Origin of the sequence: Pseudomonas sp. 22082, from assembly GCF_052046055.1 — a bacterium.
Classification (GTDB): domain Bacteria; phylum Pseudomonadota; class Gammaproteobacteria; order Pseudomonadales; family Pseudomonadaceae; genus Aquipseudomonas; species Aquipseudomonas pharyngis.
The window spans coordinates 109520-125357 of record NZ_JBQEQB010000020.1 but is presented as its reverse complement, the minus strand read 5'-3'; the positions used below and the strand labels follow the sequence as shown (position 1 = coordinate 125357).

Sequence of the window (15838 nt, the reverse complement as noted above, 5' to 3'; positions counted from 1 at the left end):
AACCGCAAAGGATGACGCCATGAACGCCAGGATTCTTGTGCTGCTGATGCTGCCGCTTGCAGGCTGCTCGAGCACCTCCGAAACCCAGAACATGCCGGTGAATATTCTCACCGCCACCCCGGCCAACGCCCAGGCCACCGACATGCCGAAGGTCGAGCAGACCCTGCGCCCGCAGGATGTGCTGGACGTGATCTTCCACATCAGCACCAGCGGCTCGGACGCTTATCGCGTGCAGTCGGGGGACCAGATCGGCCTTAACTTCACCGCTGCCAGCCAGCTCAATGGCAACCAGTTGGTGCTGCCGGACGGCACCATCGAACTGCCGGGCGCCAACACCTCGGTGAAAATCGCCGGGCTGACCAGCGAAGAAGCGCGCCAGGAAATCCAGCGCGCCTATCAACGCAAACAGTTGTTCCAGCCCAACCGCAATCAGTTGACGGTGCAGATCATCAGCCCGCTGACCAACGAGCAGAACCTGAAAAGCGCCCTCAACCACCCGGCCACCGGCATGAGCCGCGAGATCACCGTTGGTACCGACGGCTACGCGAGCTTCCCGGAAATCGGCGCGGTGCCGCTGCAAGGCATGACCGTCAACCAGCTCGAAGCCTTCCTCAACAAAAAGTACGCGCAACTGCCGGGCCGCATGACCGTGGACGTGCTGCTCAAGTCCACCGCCGGCAACGAAATCTATGTGCTGGGTGAAGTCGGCCAGCCGGGTTCCTACCCGATCCGTCGGCCGGTGTCGGTGCTTGAGGCACTGACCCTGGCCCGCGGCACCAACGTCAAGGCGCGGCTCGATTCGGTGATGATCATGCGGCGCAACGGCAATCAGGTGCAGGCGGTGCGGTACGACGTCGAGAAAGCGTTGTCGGGCGAGGCGCCGCAAATCGCCTACCTGCAACCGGATGACATGCTGTACGTGCCGAAAACCAAACTGGCCAGCGCCGGCGAACTCGCCCGGCAACTGGCCGACGTGGTGCTGTTCCAGGGTGTGGGCTTCAGCTTCGGCTACCGCGTCGACAACAAAGACAGCAACAACAACTGACTCTCAGGTGACCGATCATGAATCCAAAGGAAAATTACCTGCATGAGTTCTTCAGGATCTTCTTCGCCAACAAGCAACTGGTGAAACGGGTCTTCCTGATCTTTGCAGTGATCGCGCTGGTGCTGCCGCTGCTGCTCAAGCAGACCTTCGATATCACCGCTCAGGTGATCGTGCAGTCGAAAAAACTGTCGCAGGGCGACGCCACCACGTCGCTGACCGTGGACAACGCCACCTTCATCCCGCCATCGCTGGCGGACATGGAAACCGAGAGCAACATCCTGCGTTCGCCGGCGCTGATCCGTCAGACCATCAGCGAGTTGCGCGACAAGGGCGAATACACGCCTTCACCGGGCATGTTCAGCAAATTGGTGAGCGAGCCGTTCAAGCGCTACATCAGTTCGCCGCTGCGCCAGTACGTGATCAACCCCGTGCGCAACACCCTGGGGCTTGAGACCGATCCGGTGCGCGACACCGCGCTCGATGCGCTGACCCAGGATGCGATAGACAGCCTGAAAATCGAGACCCTGCCTGGTTCCAACGTGATCTCGATCATCTACAGCTTCCCCGATCCGCATCAAGGCACGACCTTCGTCTCTGCCCTGTTGCAGAACTATCTGGTGAGCCGTCAGGCGCTGCAATCGATCGACCTGCCGCAATCGTTCTACGAAACCAAGAAACACCTGTATCAGGTGCGTCTCGATGGATTGGAAGGCAATCGCCAGGCGTTGCTGGAAAGTGTCGGCGCGTCGGATCCGAAGGAGGAAATCACCTTCCGCCTCAACGCGATCAACACCGAAGAGCAGGCGCTGAACCTGTATCGCGACCGCCTGCTGCAAAGCCAGCGCTGGCTCGAGTACCTGAAGACCGCACTGGCCGCCGCCAGTAACAGCAAACTCAACGACTACACCTTCCCCTACACCTTCACCACCACCGTCGACAACGTGGCGTTCGAGGATCGTGAAATCAAACAGATGGGCGAGCAACTGACCACCCAGGTCAGCCGCTACATGAACGATCTGGCAGTGTTCCAGCCCAGCAGTGAACCGATGTTGCTGACCCGCGAGCAGATTGCCCGCACCCGTCAGCAGTTCCTCAAGGTGGTGAGCAACCGTATCCAGGAACGCACCAACGATCTGGCGGTGGTCCAGCAGGTGATCGATCAGAAAACCGCGCGCATCGCCGAGTTCAAGAACCGCATCCATGAACTGCAGCAAACCCAGAGCAAGCTGCGGCAGATGGACACCGAGATCGATGCCCTGCACGCCGCGTTCTCGACCTACGCCCAGCGTTTTGCCGAAAGCAGCACCACCCGTTCGCTGAGCGATGACCTGTCCAACGCCCGGGTGTTGAGCCCGCCGTTCGAACCGACCGAACCGGCGTTCCCCAAGCCGATGCTGATCATTCCGTTCGGGCTGTTCACCGGTTTGCTGCTGGCGATTGCACTGGTCTACGTGCGTGAGTTCTTCGACCACCGCTTCAAACACCCGGCGCAAATCAGCCACGAACTGGGCCTGCCGGTGCTACTGGTGATCAACGACCAGAACGCGCAACCGAGCAACCCGCACAAGAACTGGACCGTGCCGAGCTTCGTGCACTGGGTGCGCAATTGAACACGTCCCCTACCCAGAACGCCGCGCTGCCGATCATGCATTTGCTCAGCAGCGGCGGGTTCTATGGTGCCGAGCGGATGTTGCTCGATCATTGCCTGGCGACGCCGGGGCAGCACCAGGTGCTGTTCCTCGATGCGCCGCCGGAACTGATCGCGCGCTTTCGCGAGGCTGGCGTTGATGCGCAAGGCTGCGCGGGGCTGGGTGCCCTGCTGCGGCACTTGCGTCAGCGGCGCAGTGAACGTCCGTTGATCAACACTCACAATTTCAAAGGGCTGTTGTTCGGTTGGGTCGGCGCCACGCTGTTGCGCCTGCCGCTGGTCATTACCCAACACGGCTTCACCCCGCGCAGCCGCAAGCAGAAGTTCTACACCTGGCTGAGCCTGCAACTATGCCGCACGGCGTCGGTGGATCGGGTGGTGTGTGTCGCCGAAAGCATCGCGGTGTTGCACCGTCAGGCCAGCGTACGCGCGGAAAAATTGCAGGTGATCCCCAACGGATTGCCGGCAGCGGCCGCCCTGCCTTGCGATGCCCCAGGACCACGCTGGCTCGCCGGTTACGTCGGGCGTTTGAGCAGTGAGAAAGGCCCGGATCTGTTTCTCGACGCGCTGATCCCGCTATGTCACCAGCACCCGCAACTCGACGCGGTGATGCTCGGCGACGGCCCGGAACGCGAAGACTTGCAATCGCGGATCGACGCCGCCGGTTTGCAGCAGCGCATCCGCCTGCCGGGTTACCAGACCGACATGCGCCCCTGGTGGCAACAACTCGATGCGCTGGTGATCAGCTCGCGCACCGAAGGTACGCCGATGATTCTGCTGGAAGCGATGCAGGCCGGGGTGCCGGTGGTGGCGTTCGGCGTCGGCGGGATTCCCGACGTGCTGGAGCATCGCCACAACGGTTTGCTTGCGGCCCCCACCGACAGCGCCGCCCTCGCCCGCCAGCTCGACACCTTGCTGTCCGAGCCTGGCTTGGCGCGGCAACTGCGCGACAACGCAAAACGCACGCAACAGGATCGCTACGACCTCAAGGCCCTGGCCGAACGCTGGTCGCAGCTGTACATCCGCACGGCACGGGAGGCACGCGCATGATTTTCCCGCTCTCGATCGTCAGTCTGCTGGGGCTGGCCTGCATCGCTCTGCTGGCCAGTCCCTGGCCCTATCTGGCGCCAGGCGCAGTCATCGGCCTGGTCGGATTCGCAGTGCTGTACCGCAAACCGACCTGGGGCCTGCTCGGTATCGCCGCCCTGGTGCCGTTCGAGGGCTTCTTCAAGGACAGTTCACTGTCGGGCAGCAAGCTGATCGGCGCTTCGCTGGCGGTGATCCTGATGCTGCAACTGGCGATGCACCAGATTCCCTCGGATCGCCTGCGCAGCAATATCTGGCGTTTTCTGATCGCCTTCATGGTTCTGTACTTTCTGAGCCTGCTCAACACCGATGACATGGGCATGTCGCTCGGTCATCTGCGGGAAATCAGCGTCGGCCTGATTCTGTTTGTCATCACCCTGCTGATCGGCCGCGAGCTGAACCTCGACCTGTTCGCCCGGCTGGTGACCCTGGCCGTCAGCACGACCTGCGCCATGGCCATGTTCTCCAGCAAATTCCAGGATCAGGGCCGCGCCGCCGGCCTGCTCGAAGACCCCAACGCTTTCGCCCTGCTCATCGCCTTCGCCATTCCGCTGGGGCTGCTGCTGGTGATCCGCAGCCCGAACCTGTTGCATCGCCTGTTCTGGGGCGGTTGCTGCCTGCTGTTGCTCGGCGGCATGACCAAGACCGAATCGCGCTCCGGGCTGGTGGTGCTGGCCTTGAGTCTGGTGATCGGTTGCTGGCACTACCGCGCGCAACTGGCGCGGATTCGCCCGCGTCATCTGGGGTTTGCCATGCTCGGTGCGGCGATCGTGATTCCGCTGGCAATCTACGCGATGCCCGCCGGTTACATCGCGCGCATCCAGTCCCTCAGCGTGTTGAGCGCCGGCGCCAAGGGCCACAACGACGAATCCCTCGGTCGCCGTGCCTCGTACATCGTGGTCGGTGGCCAGATGATCCGCGAGAACCCGTTGCTCGGTTCCGGCCCCGGCACCTTTCCGCTGCACTACGCCACCACCGGCTACGCCAAGGCGTTTTCCGCCAACCGCAAGATCGGCGACCTGTATCGCCGGGCGCATAACACCTACCTGGAAATCTTCAGTGAGCTGGGGATTCCTGCCGGCCTGATGTTCGTCGGCATGCTCGCGCTGGGTCTGTACAACCTGATGCGGGCGCGCAAGGCGTGGATGTTGCGGCGTGACTGGCAACAGGCGGATCTGATGACCCATCTGGGGGTGAGTTTTCTGTCGCTGACGCTGTTCCTGATGTTCCTCAGCGCGCCGAATCAGAAATACGTGTGGATCATGCTCGCCATGACCAGCGTCTTGCGCCTCAAAGCCGAGCAGGCACCGCTGACGGAGAGCAGGACATGAGCCGGATCAGTATCGTCATTCCGATGTACAACGAGGCCCGGCACATTGGCCGCACCTTGCTGGCCGCGCAAAAAGCGGCGCACGCGGCGGATGTCGAGTGTGAACTGATCGTCGTCGACAATGGTTCGAGCGACGAAGGGCCGCAGATCGCCCGGCAGTTCGGCGCCCACGTACTGGTGATGCCAGGCCTGCTGATCGGCGCGTTGCGCAATCGTGGGACCGCCATCGCCACCGGGGAATGGCTGGCGTTCATCGATGCCGACATCGAAATGCCGGAAGACTGGCTACGCCCATTGTTCGACATCGAAGCCAGTGGCCAGGCCGATGTCTTCGGTCTCGACCTGCACACCCCCGCCGCCGCGCCGTGGTACGCCACTGCCTGGCAGCGCCGGACCTTGCGCCCGACCACACATACCAGCCATGTCGTCGACTGGCTGCCCAGCGCCAACCTGTTGATGCGCCGGCGCTGGTTCGACAAGGTCGGCGGTTTCAACGAATCCCTGCGCACCGGCGAAGACAAGGAATTCACCCTGCGCCTGCGCGAGCACGGCGCCCGACTGCTGTCGATCAATGAGAACGTCGCGCTGCACTGGGGTTACGAAATGAACTGGCGCGAGTGGATGGGCAAGGAACTGTGGCGCCAGGGCAGTCACCTGCAACTGCTGCGCAGCCATGGTTTCAGCCTGCGCCTGTTGCGGTTTCCGATGCTGTCGATCCTGGTCTGGATTCTCGATTTCCTGGCGATCTCCGCGCTGCTCGACGGCTTTCCCCATCACGCCGCGATCATGGTGATGCTGACGCTGGTGCCGGGGCTGGTGCTCAGCGTGCGCCAGAGCGCCAAGCACCACAACGTCTGCCTGACCCTGCAACTGTGGGGCCTGCACTGGCTGCGCCTGCACCTGGCGGGCGCCGCGTTCATTCTCAGTCTGTGTCATTGGAACGCCAGGAGGCCTGCCCGTGGCTGAATTCATTTTCTGGATGTGCCTGCTGCTGCCGGCCTACGCCTATGTCGGCTACCCGCTGCTGCTGACGCTGCTCGCGCCGCTGTTTCCGGCGTGGCGCCACAGCCCGGCACCGCCGCTGAACATCAGCATCGTGATCGCCGCCCACAACGAAGCGCGGCACATCGAACACAAGCTGCGCTCGCTGCTGTCCCAGGATTATCAGCCGGCGACCCTGCAAATCATCCTGGCCAGCGACGGTTCCACTGACGACACCGTGGCTTGTGCACACAAGGTCGTCGACCCGCGAATCACCGTGCTCGACCTGCCCCGCCAGGGCAAGGCCGCCACGCTGAATGCCGGCGCGGCGCTGGCTACGGGCGACATTCTGGTGTTTACCGACGCTGACAACCAATGGTCGCGGGAAACCCTCGGCTACCTGTTGGCGCCGCTGAGCGATCCGCAGGTCGGCGCCTGCGCCGGGCACATGGTGATTCCGGTCACCGGCGGCGGTTTGAGCATCGGCGACAGCCTTTATCGGCACTACGAAGGCTGGCTGCGCAGGGTCGAGAACCGTACCGGCTGCATGGTCTCCGCCGACGGCGCCCTGCTCGCCCTGCGCCGCGAACTGTTCGAGAACGTGCCGGCCGAGGTCAACGACGACTTCTTCATCAGCACCTGCGCACCGGTGAAATTCAAACGCATCGTCTACGTGCCCGAAGCGCAAGTGATCGACCACGGCGTGGACGAAGCCGTCAAGCAATTCCGCCGGCGCCAGCGGGTCACCGTCGGCGGCCTGCAAAGCCTGGCGCAACGCAGCGAGCTGCTCAATCCGTTCAAGCATGGGCTGTATTCGATTGCGTTGATCAGCCACAAGTTGATCCGGCGCCTGGCGCCGATCCTGTTGCTGCCGCTGCTGCTGAGCAATTTCTGGCTGTGGCAAGAGCACGGTTTCTATCGCCTGAGCCTGATCGCGCAAGTGGTCGGCTATGCCATCGCGATTGCCGGCCTGCTGGATTCGCAACACCGCTTGCCCAAGCCGTTCCGCCTTGCGGCATTCCTGCTGGTGACACTGGCGGGCATGAGCATCGGCCTGTGGCAGTTCCTGCGCGGCCAGCGTTATGCCCAGTGGAACCCTGACCAAAACCGTTGAGAGGGATCGAGCCATGGCGATCAAGCAACTGATTAAACGCACCAGCGGCTGGCTCTATCTCAACTCGTCCGTGGGGCGCAACCAGCTGCACGGCGCCGGCGTGATCCTGATGCTCCACCGGGTGCTGTCCAACGACCGCGCCGCCGACCTGCCGCACCGCAACGAACTGTGCGTCGGGCCCAAGGCCTTCGAACACTTGCTGGTGTGGCTGCGCAAGCATTTCGATTGCGTGCCGCTGATGGAGATCCTGCAACCCAATGCCTTGCGCACCGAGCGTCCGCAAGTGGCATTGACCTTCGACGACGGCTGGCGCGACAACGCCGCCAACGCCTTCCCGCTGCTGCAGAAACACCAGGTGCCGGCGAGCATTTTTCTCTCCACCGATTTCATCGGCAGCCGCCAGCGCTTCTGGTGGGAAAGCATCGGCGAAACCCTGTGGGGCAGTCATGGTGAAAAAGCCCGCACGCACCTGATCGAATGCCTGCGTGCCGCCGGCCAGCCGTTGCCAGTGCTGCTGGACGACATTGATGTGGATCGCCGCAGTCTGACCCTGTTGCATTATCTGCAAAGCCTCAAGGCGCTCGATCCGAAGAGACTCGAACGCCTGACCGACGAGTGTCCGCAGGAGTCGTTGCCACAAGCGCTGGACTGGCATCAGGTGCGGGCAATGGAAGCGTCGGGGCTGGTGCGTTTCGGCCCCCACGGCGCCAGTCACGCGATCCTCACCGGCCTTGACGATGTGCGCCTGGGCGAAGAAATCAGCCGCAGCCGCGATGCCCTGCTCAATGGCTGCAACCGGCCGCTGCCGGTGTATTGCTACCCCAACGGCGACAACGATGAGCGGGTCCGCGAACAGATCGCCCATCACGATTACCCGTTCGCCCTCGGTACCGGCAGCGGCCTCTATCGCGGCACCGGTGATCCGCTGAACCTGCCACGCTTCGGCGTCAGCCAGCGCACCGCGCGCAATCCGCAACTGCTGTCGTGGCGGATCTATCGCGGGGCGCGACCATGAGTCGAAGCAGTTACCTCAAGCATCTGGCGCTGAGCATGGGCACCAAACTGGCGATGATCGCCCTGCGCCTGCTGAGGAATGTGCTGCTGGCGCGGATTCTCGGCCCCAGCGAACGGGGCCTGTTCGCCCTGCTCAGCACCCTGCCCGATCTGATCAGCGCCGCCACCAGCGGCGGGTTGAATTCGGCGGTCGGTTATCAGGCGGCCAAGCAGCGGCCGATGGGTGTGTTGCTCGCGCAGGTGTTGGTGTTCGGCTGCTTGCTGGCGGGTCTGTTGACCTTGCTGGTGGTGGCGCTGGTACGCGAGTTCGGCAGTGAACTGGACGTGACCCTGCAACTCGGTCTGCTGGCGTGGCTGTTGCTGCTGGCGGTGCCGTTGACCGTGCTCAAAAGCGGTCTGCTGACCTTGCACAATGCGTCCGGCGGTGTGGTCGCGTTCAATGCCTTGCGACTGGTGGAATCCTTGGCGCCGCTGTTGCTGTTTCTCGCGCTGTTCTGGATGTGGAAAGAAGCGGCCCTCGAAGCCGCGCTGATCAGTTGGCTGGCCGGCATCAGCCTCGTAGTGCTGGTCGGCTGGCTGTGGCTCAAACGCGCGCAGCCGTTGCAACTGCAATGGGATCGCGCCAGCCAGAACGAACTGCTGCGTTTCAGTGCCCGCAGCCACCCGGATCTGCTGTTCCAGCAAGTGATCCTGCGTTCCGATTACCTGTTCATCGGCGCCCTGCTCGGCAGCACCGCCCTCGGGCATTACGCGATGGCCAGCGCCGCCGCCGAACTGCTGCTGATCGTCCCGGAAGCGGTGACCACGCCGCTGATGAAACGCCTGCTGCAACAGGACGAAGGCATGGACAAGGTCACCCCGCTGGCCCTGCGCCTGACCGCCACGGTAATGCTCGGCGCCTGCCTGACCATGGCCGTGATCGGCGAATGGCTGATCGTCACCCTGTTCGGCGTCGCCTACCAGCCGGCGTATCCGGCGCTGCTCGCGTTGCTGCCGGGGCTGCTGGGCCTGTGCTACGCCAGCATCCTGCGCCTGGACCTGATCGGCAAGAACCGTCCCGGCACGGTGTCGTTGATGATGGGGCTTGGCGCGCTGCTCAACCTTGCGCTGAATCTGCTGCTGATTCCGGCCTACGGCATCGTCGGCGCGGCGGCGGCTTCGTCGATTGCCTATCTGGCGGTGACCGTGGCGATGCTGGTGTTGTACTGCCGGCTGAGCGGCGTGGCGTTTTGGCAAACCCTGATCATTCTGCCCAGCGACCTCACGCCGATGTGGCTGATGTTGCAGCGTCGCTTCTTACAACGGAAATCGGCATGAAAGGCCTGGCCCTGCTGCTCGGTCTCGGCCTGTCGCTGGACGCCTTCGCGGCGTCTATGCGTTGGGGCGACATTCGCGACGGCAGTCTGTACCTGCAAGCGGATCGCCCCGACACGGTGACCGTGCGCTGGGCGCCGGCGTGGCAGGCGGAGGCCAACGAAGAGCACATTTACCTGCTCGACGGCCGGGGCCAATTGCAGGGCGAGCGCTTCATCAAGGCCAGTGAAACCCGTGGCAGTCAGAGCTGGCCATTGGCGCCGGGCGCCGCGAGTTATCAGCTGGAGATCCCCGGCTACAGCTTCCGCAGTTACCGGGTCGAGCACGACGCAACCACCGTGGCGCTGTTTGCCCCGGCCAAGGTGCATTTCAGTGCAGAAACCCGTAATGGCGATGAACTGTATTTCAAGGTCGCCGCCGGTGAGCACGCGATATTGGCGGGCAAGTTTCACGGCGGGGTCAGCGCCCTGCAAGCGCAGCGGGTCGGCGACGGGCAGCCCCTGACACTGTCGCTCAAACCCTATCGCGCCTATTGGCAGTTCGATCAGCTCGCGCTGCCCGTCAGTCAGCGCGAGCAGATCTGGCGCCTGCGTCTGCAAGGCAGCGGCAAAGCGGCATTCTGGCTCGACGGCACGGCCAATCTGTTCGCGCAGACCCCGCAACAGCTCAAACCGCTGCGTGAAGACGACGGCCAGACGCGCCTGACCCTGCACGACAAAGTCCTCGGCCGCACGCCGGACCTGGGCATCGCCCTGCCCTACGTGATGCCGCCGCCCGCCAGTCATCCGGTGCTCGATGCACTGAAACCGACGGCCGCCAGTTACTACACGTTCGTCGACGTGACGGCAAAAAATCCGCACTTCGAAGATGCGTTTCGTCAGGTCTATCAGGACCGGTTCGGCATTCATCAGGACATCACCTTGCTTGCCGGCAGTCAGCGTCAGGCCGATCTGCGCGCCGACGTGCAAAGCAACAGCGGCCTCGACGCCTGGCTCGCCGGCACCCGTGCGCTGGGCGGTAAAGGTACGCACTACATCGGGTTCGCCGACGAGCCCAACCTGAATTATTCGAGCTACGAGCAATACCGTTCGATCTTCACCAGCATGGCCCGGCAGGTGCGCAGCGATCCGGCCAATGCCAAAGCAGGCGTGCGCATCGCGATGCCGGCCAGTTCACGGCTGATCAACGGACCGTTCGCCGATAACGCGGCGAACAAGCGTGGCATCGACTGGGCCCGGCGCCTGCTCGGTGAATCCGCCGATCAGGTCGATGCGCTGGCCTGGCACGAATGGATGATTCGCGACCTGCTCGCCACCCGCGTGTACCGCGACAGCGTGCGCCGCGCGGCGGATCTGGTTGGCCTCGATGCCAAGGGCCAGCCGCGCAAGGCCTTGCTGCTGGATCAGACCAACCTGTCCAGCGGCTCGAGCCTGAGCCCCTACGATCAGGAAACTCATTTCACCTCGCTGTGGTGGGCCTCGGTGGTGATCAACGCCTCCCAGGACGGTTTGCTGACCATGCTCAACTGGTTCCAGGCCGCCGATGAGCCGCAATACCCCAAAGGCATGTTGCGGGTGCTGGGCGATGACCGCTTCGAGTTGAAACCGGTGGGCCTGGCCCAGCAGTTCATTCAGCAGCACTGGCTGCACAACGTGCTGTGGCTGGAGAACGATGCGTTCGAAGTCGATGTGCTGGCGATGGCCGGCGACGATCAGCGCGGGCTGCTCGGCGTGAACAAGGGCACGCGCTTGCAGCGTGTCGACCTGGCGGGCGCCAAATGCCCGTTGAACAACGGCGCGCTGCGCTACTTCGGCGCCGACAACCGCAGTCGCGACGCGCCGTTTCGCTGTCAGGACGGCCGCGTGCGCTTCGAGCTGCCGGGACAGACCCTGTTTGCCCTGCGCTGGAGCGCCTCATGACCGCCCCGTTGATGTCCGGCCGCGCTGGCCTGTGCCGCGCGATGACTCGTCATCAGGAGCCACGACCATGAATGTTCTGCAAAAAATCCGCGATCACATCAAACACAAAGGCCTGCGGGCCACCTTGGCCAAGGTGTGGAAGCACTACGTCTTTTCTCATCAGGAACTGCTGTGGATGGAGCGCGACCTGGTCAGTCCGGTGCCGCCCCACAGCCTCAAACCCTACCCGCCCCTGCGGGTAGTGAAGATCACCCCGGACAACGTCAGCGCCTTCGCCCGCCACTTCGGTGACCGGGTCGGCACCATGGCCGAACTGGCCCGGGAACATCACACCGGGCACATGCACCTGGACGATCAGGGCCATGCGGTGGCCTTCATCTGGGGCACCGCTCAAGACTATTTCGACCGGCACTACTACGGCTGCCTGTTCCCGGTGAAACCCGGCGAGTTCTTCGAATTCGGCGGCGAACTGACCCGCGCTTATTGGGGCACCGAACTGTCGGTGGACCTGCAACTGGAACTGTGGAAAGCCATGGCCGCCCAGGGCTGCGACAAGGTGGTCGACGTCTGCGAATTCCACAACATCCCGGCGCTCAAGCTGCACCTGCGCATGGGCTATACCGAACAGGGCCGGATCATGAACATCTACAAACTGTTCGGCCGCTGGCGCTTCTACCGCGAAACCCGCTACAGCGGCTCGCGCCTGGAGGCACTGCGCAAACCTTCCCGTCCACCTGTCACAGCAACGGTGACCTGAACCTATGGCGCGACTCGAATGGCGCACTTCGTTGTGCGCACCCGACTTCCCGGCGGCGGCCTATGAAGCGCTGCGCCTGCGGGTGACGGACCACACGCCGTTCAACAGCCTCGACTGGCTGTGTGCGGCAGAGCAGGCGCTCGACACGCACGAGCGCCTGCACGTATTGCTGGGTTGGGAAGCGGACGAGTTGCGCCTGTGCCTGCCGCTGGTGGCGAGCCGTGAGCGGTTGTTCGGCGTGCCGTTTCGGGTGGTGCATCATCTGGGTTATCCACTGGCCGATCGCCTTGCGTTGTTATCACGGCTGGACACCGAAGACATGCGCCAGGCCCTGCGACTGATTCGCCAGCGCGTGCCCCACGCCCTGCTGCAACTCAATGAAATCACCGAGCCGGTCGGCGCCGAAAGCGTGCTCACCGAATGGATGGCCCACAGCTCCACCGGCGAACATCGCTTGAGCTGCCGGGTGCCGGTGCACCTGATCAGCGAGGCTGACCGCCAGGAAGTCTCGGGCGATCCGCGCTACAAACTGCGCCGGGCGCGCAAGCGGATTGCCGCGTGCGGCGCCGAAGTCCGACGGATCACGCCCGACGCGACCAGCATGGGCCCGTTGTTGCAGGCCATCAGCGAAGTCGAAGCGGTCAGTTGGAAAGGTGACGAAGGCGTCGGAATCTTTGCCAGCGACCGCAACCGCCGCTACATGGAAAACGCCTTCACCGCCCTCGCCGCTTCGGATCGGGTGCGCGTGGTGATGCTGGAACTGGACGGACGTTGCATCAGCTATCGGCTCGGTCTGTTCGAACAAGGCCGGCTCTACGATTACAACCTCGCCTTCCTGCCGCAATACGCCGATCTGGGCAGCGGCCGGGTGTTGCTGGAGGAATGGATTCGCTGGGGGTTGGACGACAACTGGCGCTGGATCGATGCCTCACGGGTCAGCCTGGAAAACTCCAGCCATCAATTGCACGAACGCATGACCGGACAACTGGAGCACTGGCGCTGGAGCTTCTACTCCTGGCGCCCGAGCGGTCTGTTGCTGGGGCTGGGGCTGCGCGCCTGGCACCGGCTCAAACCGGCGTTGCAACAATGGCGGGCGAAGCGTGCGGCGGCCAAAGCGGCGGTCATTGCGACACCTGTGATCAACCCCACCAAGGAGGGCGAACATGCCTCGCCAAGTCATAGTCAACGCTGACGATTTCGGCCTGAGCCCGAACGAAAACGCGGTGATCCTCGGTGCGTTCCAGGCCGGGGTCATCAGTTCCGCCACCGCCATGGCCAACATGCCGGCGTTCGAAGCGGCCTGCGCCATGGCCCGGCTGCCGCTGCTGGAGGGCCGGATCGGCCTGCATTTCAACCTGACCTACGGCCGTCCCTTGAGCCGGGCCATTGTCGAGCGCCGCACCTTCTGCGACAGCCACGGCGTGTTCGACCTCAACCTGCCTCGCCACAGCCTGTGGCTGAGCCGCGAAGACCGCGAGGCGGTGCAGGAAGAATTGCAGGCGCAGTGGCAGCGCTGCGTCGATCACGGCGTGCGTCCCAGCCACCTCGATTCGCATCAGCACGTGCACAACATCTGGCCGATCGGCGAGATCGTCGCGCGCTTCGCCGCCCATCAAGGGGTGCCCGTGCGCCTGGCGCGCAACCTGGGGCAAAACCTCAGTCTGCCCAAGCGCCTGTTCAAGGGGTTGCTCAACCGCCGATTGCAGGGATTGGCCGGGGTCACGGCCGATTACGTCTGCACCCCGGTGGACCTGCGCAATGCCCCCGCGCCGACCGACGGCGTGCTGGAAATCGTCGCCCATCCGAACCAGCTCGGGGCGGATTTCGGCGACGCCTATCTGCCACCCGAAGAGTCCCTGAGCCGCTTGCTAGAGCAGCGGCTGACGGGGGTTCCACGGGTTTCCTATGCCGATCTGAACAAGGATTTTTTGCGGGGTGCCGAAGCGATCTGAACCGTTACACAACTTGCAATATTTTCAAAGCCGGCGCTTTGACATGCATTTGCCGGCTTGATCTATACCCACAACAGCGTCATCCACAACACCCGGGCTCCGGCCTCGGAGGGCATCATGAGCGTCATTGAAAAGCTGCGTGAACGTATCAAGCAAAAAGGCCTGGGCCGTACTTTCGGCACGTTGTGGAAACGCTACGTGTTCTTCCATTGGGAGCTGTTGTGGATGGAGCGCGACCTGGTCAGCCCGGTACCGCCGCACAAGCTGCGCCCCTACGACGGCCTGCGCAAGGTCGACATCACCGCACAGAATGCCGGCGCGTTCGCCAAACACTTCGGTGACCGGGTGCAGACCATGGCCGAGCTGGCCAACGAGGGCCACACCGGGCACATGTACCTGGACGCCGACGGCCATGCGGTCGGATTTATCTGGGGCAGCACTCGTGACTACCACGACCGCCACTATTACGGCTGCACCTTCCCGGTCAAACCCGGCGAGTTCTTCGAGTTCGGCGGTGAAATGATTCGCGCCTACTTCGGCAGCAGCCTGTCGGTGGACGTGCAGGTCGCCCTCTGGGAAGCCATGGCCGCCCAGGGTTGCAACAAGGTGGTGGACGTCTGCGAAACCCACAACATCCCGGCGCTGAAACTGCACATCCGCATGGGCTACCACGAACAGGGCCGCGTCACCCACGTCTATTGCCTGTTCGGCAAATGGCGCTTCTTCCGCGAAACGCGCTATGAGGGCTCACGCCTCGATCCGCTGCGCAAGCCGGGACGGCCGGTGGTGACGGCGGCTGCGCAGGCTTGAAACAACGAAGGCGGCCATTCGGCCGCCTTCGTAATGCTCCATTCGCGCTTCAGCGCTTCACCCCCACCCACGTAAAACACATCGGCATCTGCGCCTCGCGGTTCTGGTACTGGTCATACACTTCTTCCCGGTTCGAGTGCGGGTATTCCTTGAAGTGCGTGATGTTCAGGCCGGCCTCGAGGGCGGCGGTGAAGATTGCGCCGAGGGTGTGCACAAACCAGTAGGACTTGGCCGCCGGCTGTTCGACCTTGCCGACGTAGACGATCGGCTCCTCCTGCACGAACGGTTCTTCGCGGAAATACGAGCTGGCGAGGCGAAACGGGTCTTCGGCCTCGGGGTCGACCATTTCCAGGAACGGGTGGGTTTCGTAGATCACCAGTTGTCCGCCCGGTTTGAGGGTCGAGACGACGTGGCGGAAGAATTCGCCGATGTCGGGCATCCAGTTGAGGACGCCGATGGTGATCAGCGCAACGTCAAAACGGCCGCGCAGCGATTCAGGCAAATGATGAATATCGGCTTCGATGAATTCGGCGTTGTGCGGCGAACGCTTGTTCAGTTCGCGGGCCTGTTCGAGAAACGCGCTCGACTGATCGATACCGACCACGCTCCGTGCGCCGAGGGCGAACAGTGACAGGCTTTCGCGGCCGTTGTTGCAACCCGGTTGCACGACGTCTTTGCCATCGACACCGACCTGCTCGAGCAAACCGCGCAGGGTGTCGTCGAGGCAGGAAAAATCCGCCTGCGTAACCTCGGTCAGCAAGGCCTGCCAATCGGGCGAGTCCTGATGATGACGGGCGGAATCATTCCACGCCTGACGATTGCTCTCGACGGCGTTTTTATGGTTTGGCACTTCCATGGCGCACTCCGG

The 15838-nt window shown here is 63.3% G+C and carries 14 protein-coding genes; 13 read left to right on the top strand and 1 reads right to left on the bottom strand.

Annotation, left to right across the window (positions count from 1 at the left end; all coding sequences use genetic code 11):
- Positions 1-19 precede the first annotated feature (19 nt).
- The 13 genes from ACTJK9_RS22090 to ACTJK9_RS22030 all read left to right on the top strand — a co-directional run bounded on the left by ACTJK9_RS22090 (position 20) and on the right by ACTJK9_RS22030 (position 14970).
- Positions 20-1045: a polysaccharide biosynthesis/export family protein gene (locus tag ACTJK9_RS22090; RefSeq protein WP_236191147.1), complete on the top strand. Its 1026-nt coding sequence runs from the start codon at positions 20-22 to the stop codon at positions 1043-1045.
- 17 nt (positions 1046-1062) lie between these two features.
- A complete protein-coding gene (locus ACTJK9_RS22085; protein ID WP_085613461.1) occupies positions 1063-2655 on the top strand; it encodes a GumC family protein in 1593 nt (530 codons plus the stop codon).
- A gap of 35 nt (positions 2656-2690) precedes the next feature.
- Positions 2691-3743, top strand: coding sequence for a glycosyltransferase family 4 protein (locus ACTJK9_RS22080; RefSeq protein ID WP_440816240.1), 1053 nt, complete (start codon positions 2691-2693; stop codon positions 3741-3743).
- Positions 3740-5110: an O-antigen ligase family protein gene (locus ACTJK9_RS22075; RefSeq protein WP_103387244.1), complete on the top strand. Its 1371-nt coding sequence runs from the start codon at positions 3740-3742 to the stop codon at positions 5108-5110. Before ACTJK9_RS22080 ends, ACTJK9_RS22075 begins: the two co-directional genes overlap by 4 nt.
- Positions 5107-6075, top strand: a complete 969-nt coding sequence (locus tag ACTJK9_RS22070) for a glycosyltransferase (protein WP_085613458.1) — start codon at positions 5107-5109, stop codon at positions 6073-6075. The genes ACTJK9_RS22075 and ACTJK9_RS22070 overlap by 4 nt, the downstream gene beginning before the upstream one ends.
- The gene (locus tag ACTJK9_RS22065; protein ID WP_440816198.1) at positions 6068-7204 is read left to right on the top strand and encodes a glycosyltransferase; all 1137 of its coding nucleotides are present in this window, start codon (positions 6068-6070) and stop codon (positions 7202-7204) included. Before ACTJK9_RS22070 ends, ACTJK9_RS22065 begins: the two co-directional genes overlap by 8 nt.
- 13 nt (positions 7205-7217) lie before the next feature.
- The gene (locus ACTJK9_RS22060; RefSeq protein WP_085613456.1) at positions 7218-8219 is read left to right on the top strand and encodes a polysaccharide deacetylase family protein; all 1002 of its coding nucleotides are present in this window, start codon (positions 7218-7220) and stop codon (positions 8217-8219) included.
- Positions 8216-9535, top strand: coding sequence for a lipopolysaccharide biosynthesis protein (locus ACTJK9_RS22055; RefSeq protein ID WP_085613455.1), 1320 nt, complete (start codon positions 8216-8218; stop codon positions 9533-9535). The genes ACTJK9_RS22060 and ACTJK9_RS22055 overlap by 4 nt, the downstream gene beginning before the upstream one ends.
- The gene (locus ACTJK9_RS22050; RefSeq protein ID WP_440816194.1) at positions 9532-11451 is read left to right on the top strand and encodes a hypothetical protein; all 1920 of its coding nucleotides are present in this window, start codon (positions 9532-9534) and stop codon (positions 11449-11451) included. The genes ACTJK9_RS22055 and ACTJK9_RS22050 overlap by 4 nt, the downstream gene beginning before the upstream one ends.
- A gap of 67 nt (positions 11452-11518) precedes the next feature.
- The gene (locus ACTJK9_RS22045) at positions 11519-12208 is read left to right on the top strand and encodes a GNAT family N-acetyltransferase (protein WP_085613453.1); all 690 of its coding nucleotides are present in this window, start codon (positions 11519-11521) and stop codon (positions 12206-12208) included.
- Positions 12209-12212: 4 nt separating this feature from the next.
- Entirely contained in the window at positions 12213-13400 is a 1188-nt protein-coding gene (locus tag ACTJK9_RS22040) for a GNAT family N-acetyltransferase (protein WP_440816192.1), read from the top strand.
- Positions 13372-14160: a ChbG/HpnK family deacetylase gene (locus ACTJK9_RS22035; protein WP_064595195.1), complete on the top strand. Its 789-nt coding sequence runs from the start codon at positions 13372-13374 to the stop codon at positions 14158-14160. The genes ACTJK9_RS22040 and ACTJK9_RS22035 overlap by 29 nt, the downstream gene beginning before the upstream one ends.
- Positions 14161-14277: 117 nt before the next feature.
- Positions 14278-14970 carry a GNAT family N-acetyltransferase gene (locus ACTJK9_RS22030; RefSeq protein WP_064595193.1) on the top strand — a complete coding sequence of 231 codons (693 nt, stop codon included), beginning with the start codon at positions 14278-14280 and terminating at the stop codon, positions 14968-14970.
- A 49-nt stretch (positions 14971-15019) separates the two neighbouring features.
- Here the strand turns inward: ACTJK9_RS22030 and ACTJK9_RS22025 are convergent, their stop codons facing one another.
- Positions 15020-15826, bottom strand: a complete 807-nt coding sequence (locus tag ACTJK9_RS22025) for a class I SAM-dependent methyltransferase (protein ID WP_064595191.1) — start codon at positions 15824-15826, stop codon at positions 15020-15022.
- Positions 15827-15838 lie beyond the last annotated feature (12 nt).

What these genes read in the sequence shown, in the direction of transcription:
- ACTJK9_RS22040 (WP_440816192.1), top strand. Translation starts at nt 12,213, where the DNA reads ATGGCGCGACTCGAATGGCGCACTTCGTTGTGCGCACCCGACTTCCCG.
- ACTJK9_RS22025 (WP_064595191.1), bottom strand. Translation starts at nt 15,826, where the DNA reads ATGGAAGTGCCAAACCATAAAAACGCCGTCGAGAGCAATCGTCAGGCG.
- ACTJK9_RS22045 (WP_085613453.1), top strand. Translation starts at nt 11,519, where the DNA reads ATGAATGTTCTGCAAAAAATCCGCGATCACATCAAACACAAAGGCCTG.
- ACTJK9_RS22085 (WP_085613461.1), top strand. Translation starts at nt 1,063, where the DNA reads ATGAATCCAAAGGAAAATTACCTGCATGAGTTCTTCAGGATCTTCTTC.
- ACTJK9_RS22075 (WP_103387244.1), top strand. Translation starts at nt 3,740, where the DNA reads ATGATTTTCCCGCTCTCGATCGTCAGTCTGCTGGGGCTGGCCTGCATC.
- ACTJK9_RS22035 (WP_064595195.1), top strand. Translation starts at nt 13,372, where the DNA reads ATGCCTCGCCAAGTCATAGTCAACGCTGACGATTTCGGCCTGAGCCCG.
- ACTJK9_RS22030 (WP_064595193.1), top strand. Translation starts at nt 14,278, where the DNA reads ATGAGCGTCATTGAAAAGCTGCGTGAACGTATCAAGCAAAAAGGCCTG.
- ACTJK9_RS22080 (WP_440816240.1), top strand. Translation starts at nt 2,691, where the DNA reads ATGCATTTGCTCAGCAGCGGCGGGTTCTATGGTGCCGAGCGGATGTTG.
- ACTJK9_RS22050 (WP_440816194.1), top strand. Translation starts at nt 9,532, where the DNA reads ATGAAAGGCCTGGCCCTGCTGCTCGGTCTCGGCCTGTCGCTGGACGCC.
- ACTJK9_RS22090 (WP_236191147.1), top strand. Translation starts at nt 20, where the DNA reads ATGAACGCCAGGATTCTTGTGCTGCTGATGCTGCCGCTTGCAGGCTGC.
- ACTJK9_RS22055 (WP_085613455.1), top strand. Translation starts at nt 8,216, where the DNA reads ATGAGTCGAAGCAGTTACCTCAAGCATCTGGCGCTGAGCATGGGCACC.
- ACTJK9_RS22070 (WP_085613458.1), top strand. Translation starts at nt 5,107, where the DNA reads ATGAGCCGGATCAGTATCGTCATTCCGATGTACAACGAGGCCCGGCAC.
- ACTJK9_RS22060 (WP_085613456.1), top strand. Translation starts at nt 7,218, where the DNA reads ATGGCGATCAAGCAACTGATTAAACGCACCAGCGGCTGGCTCTATCTC.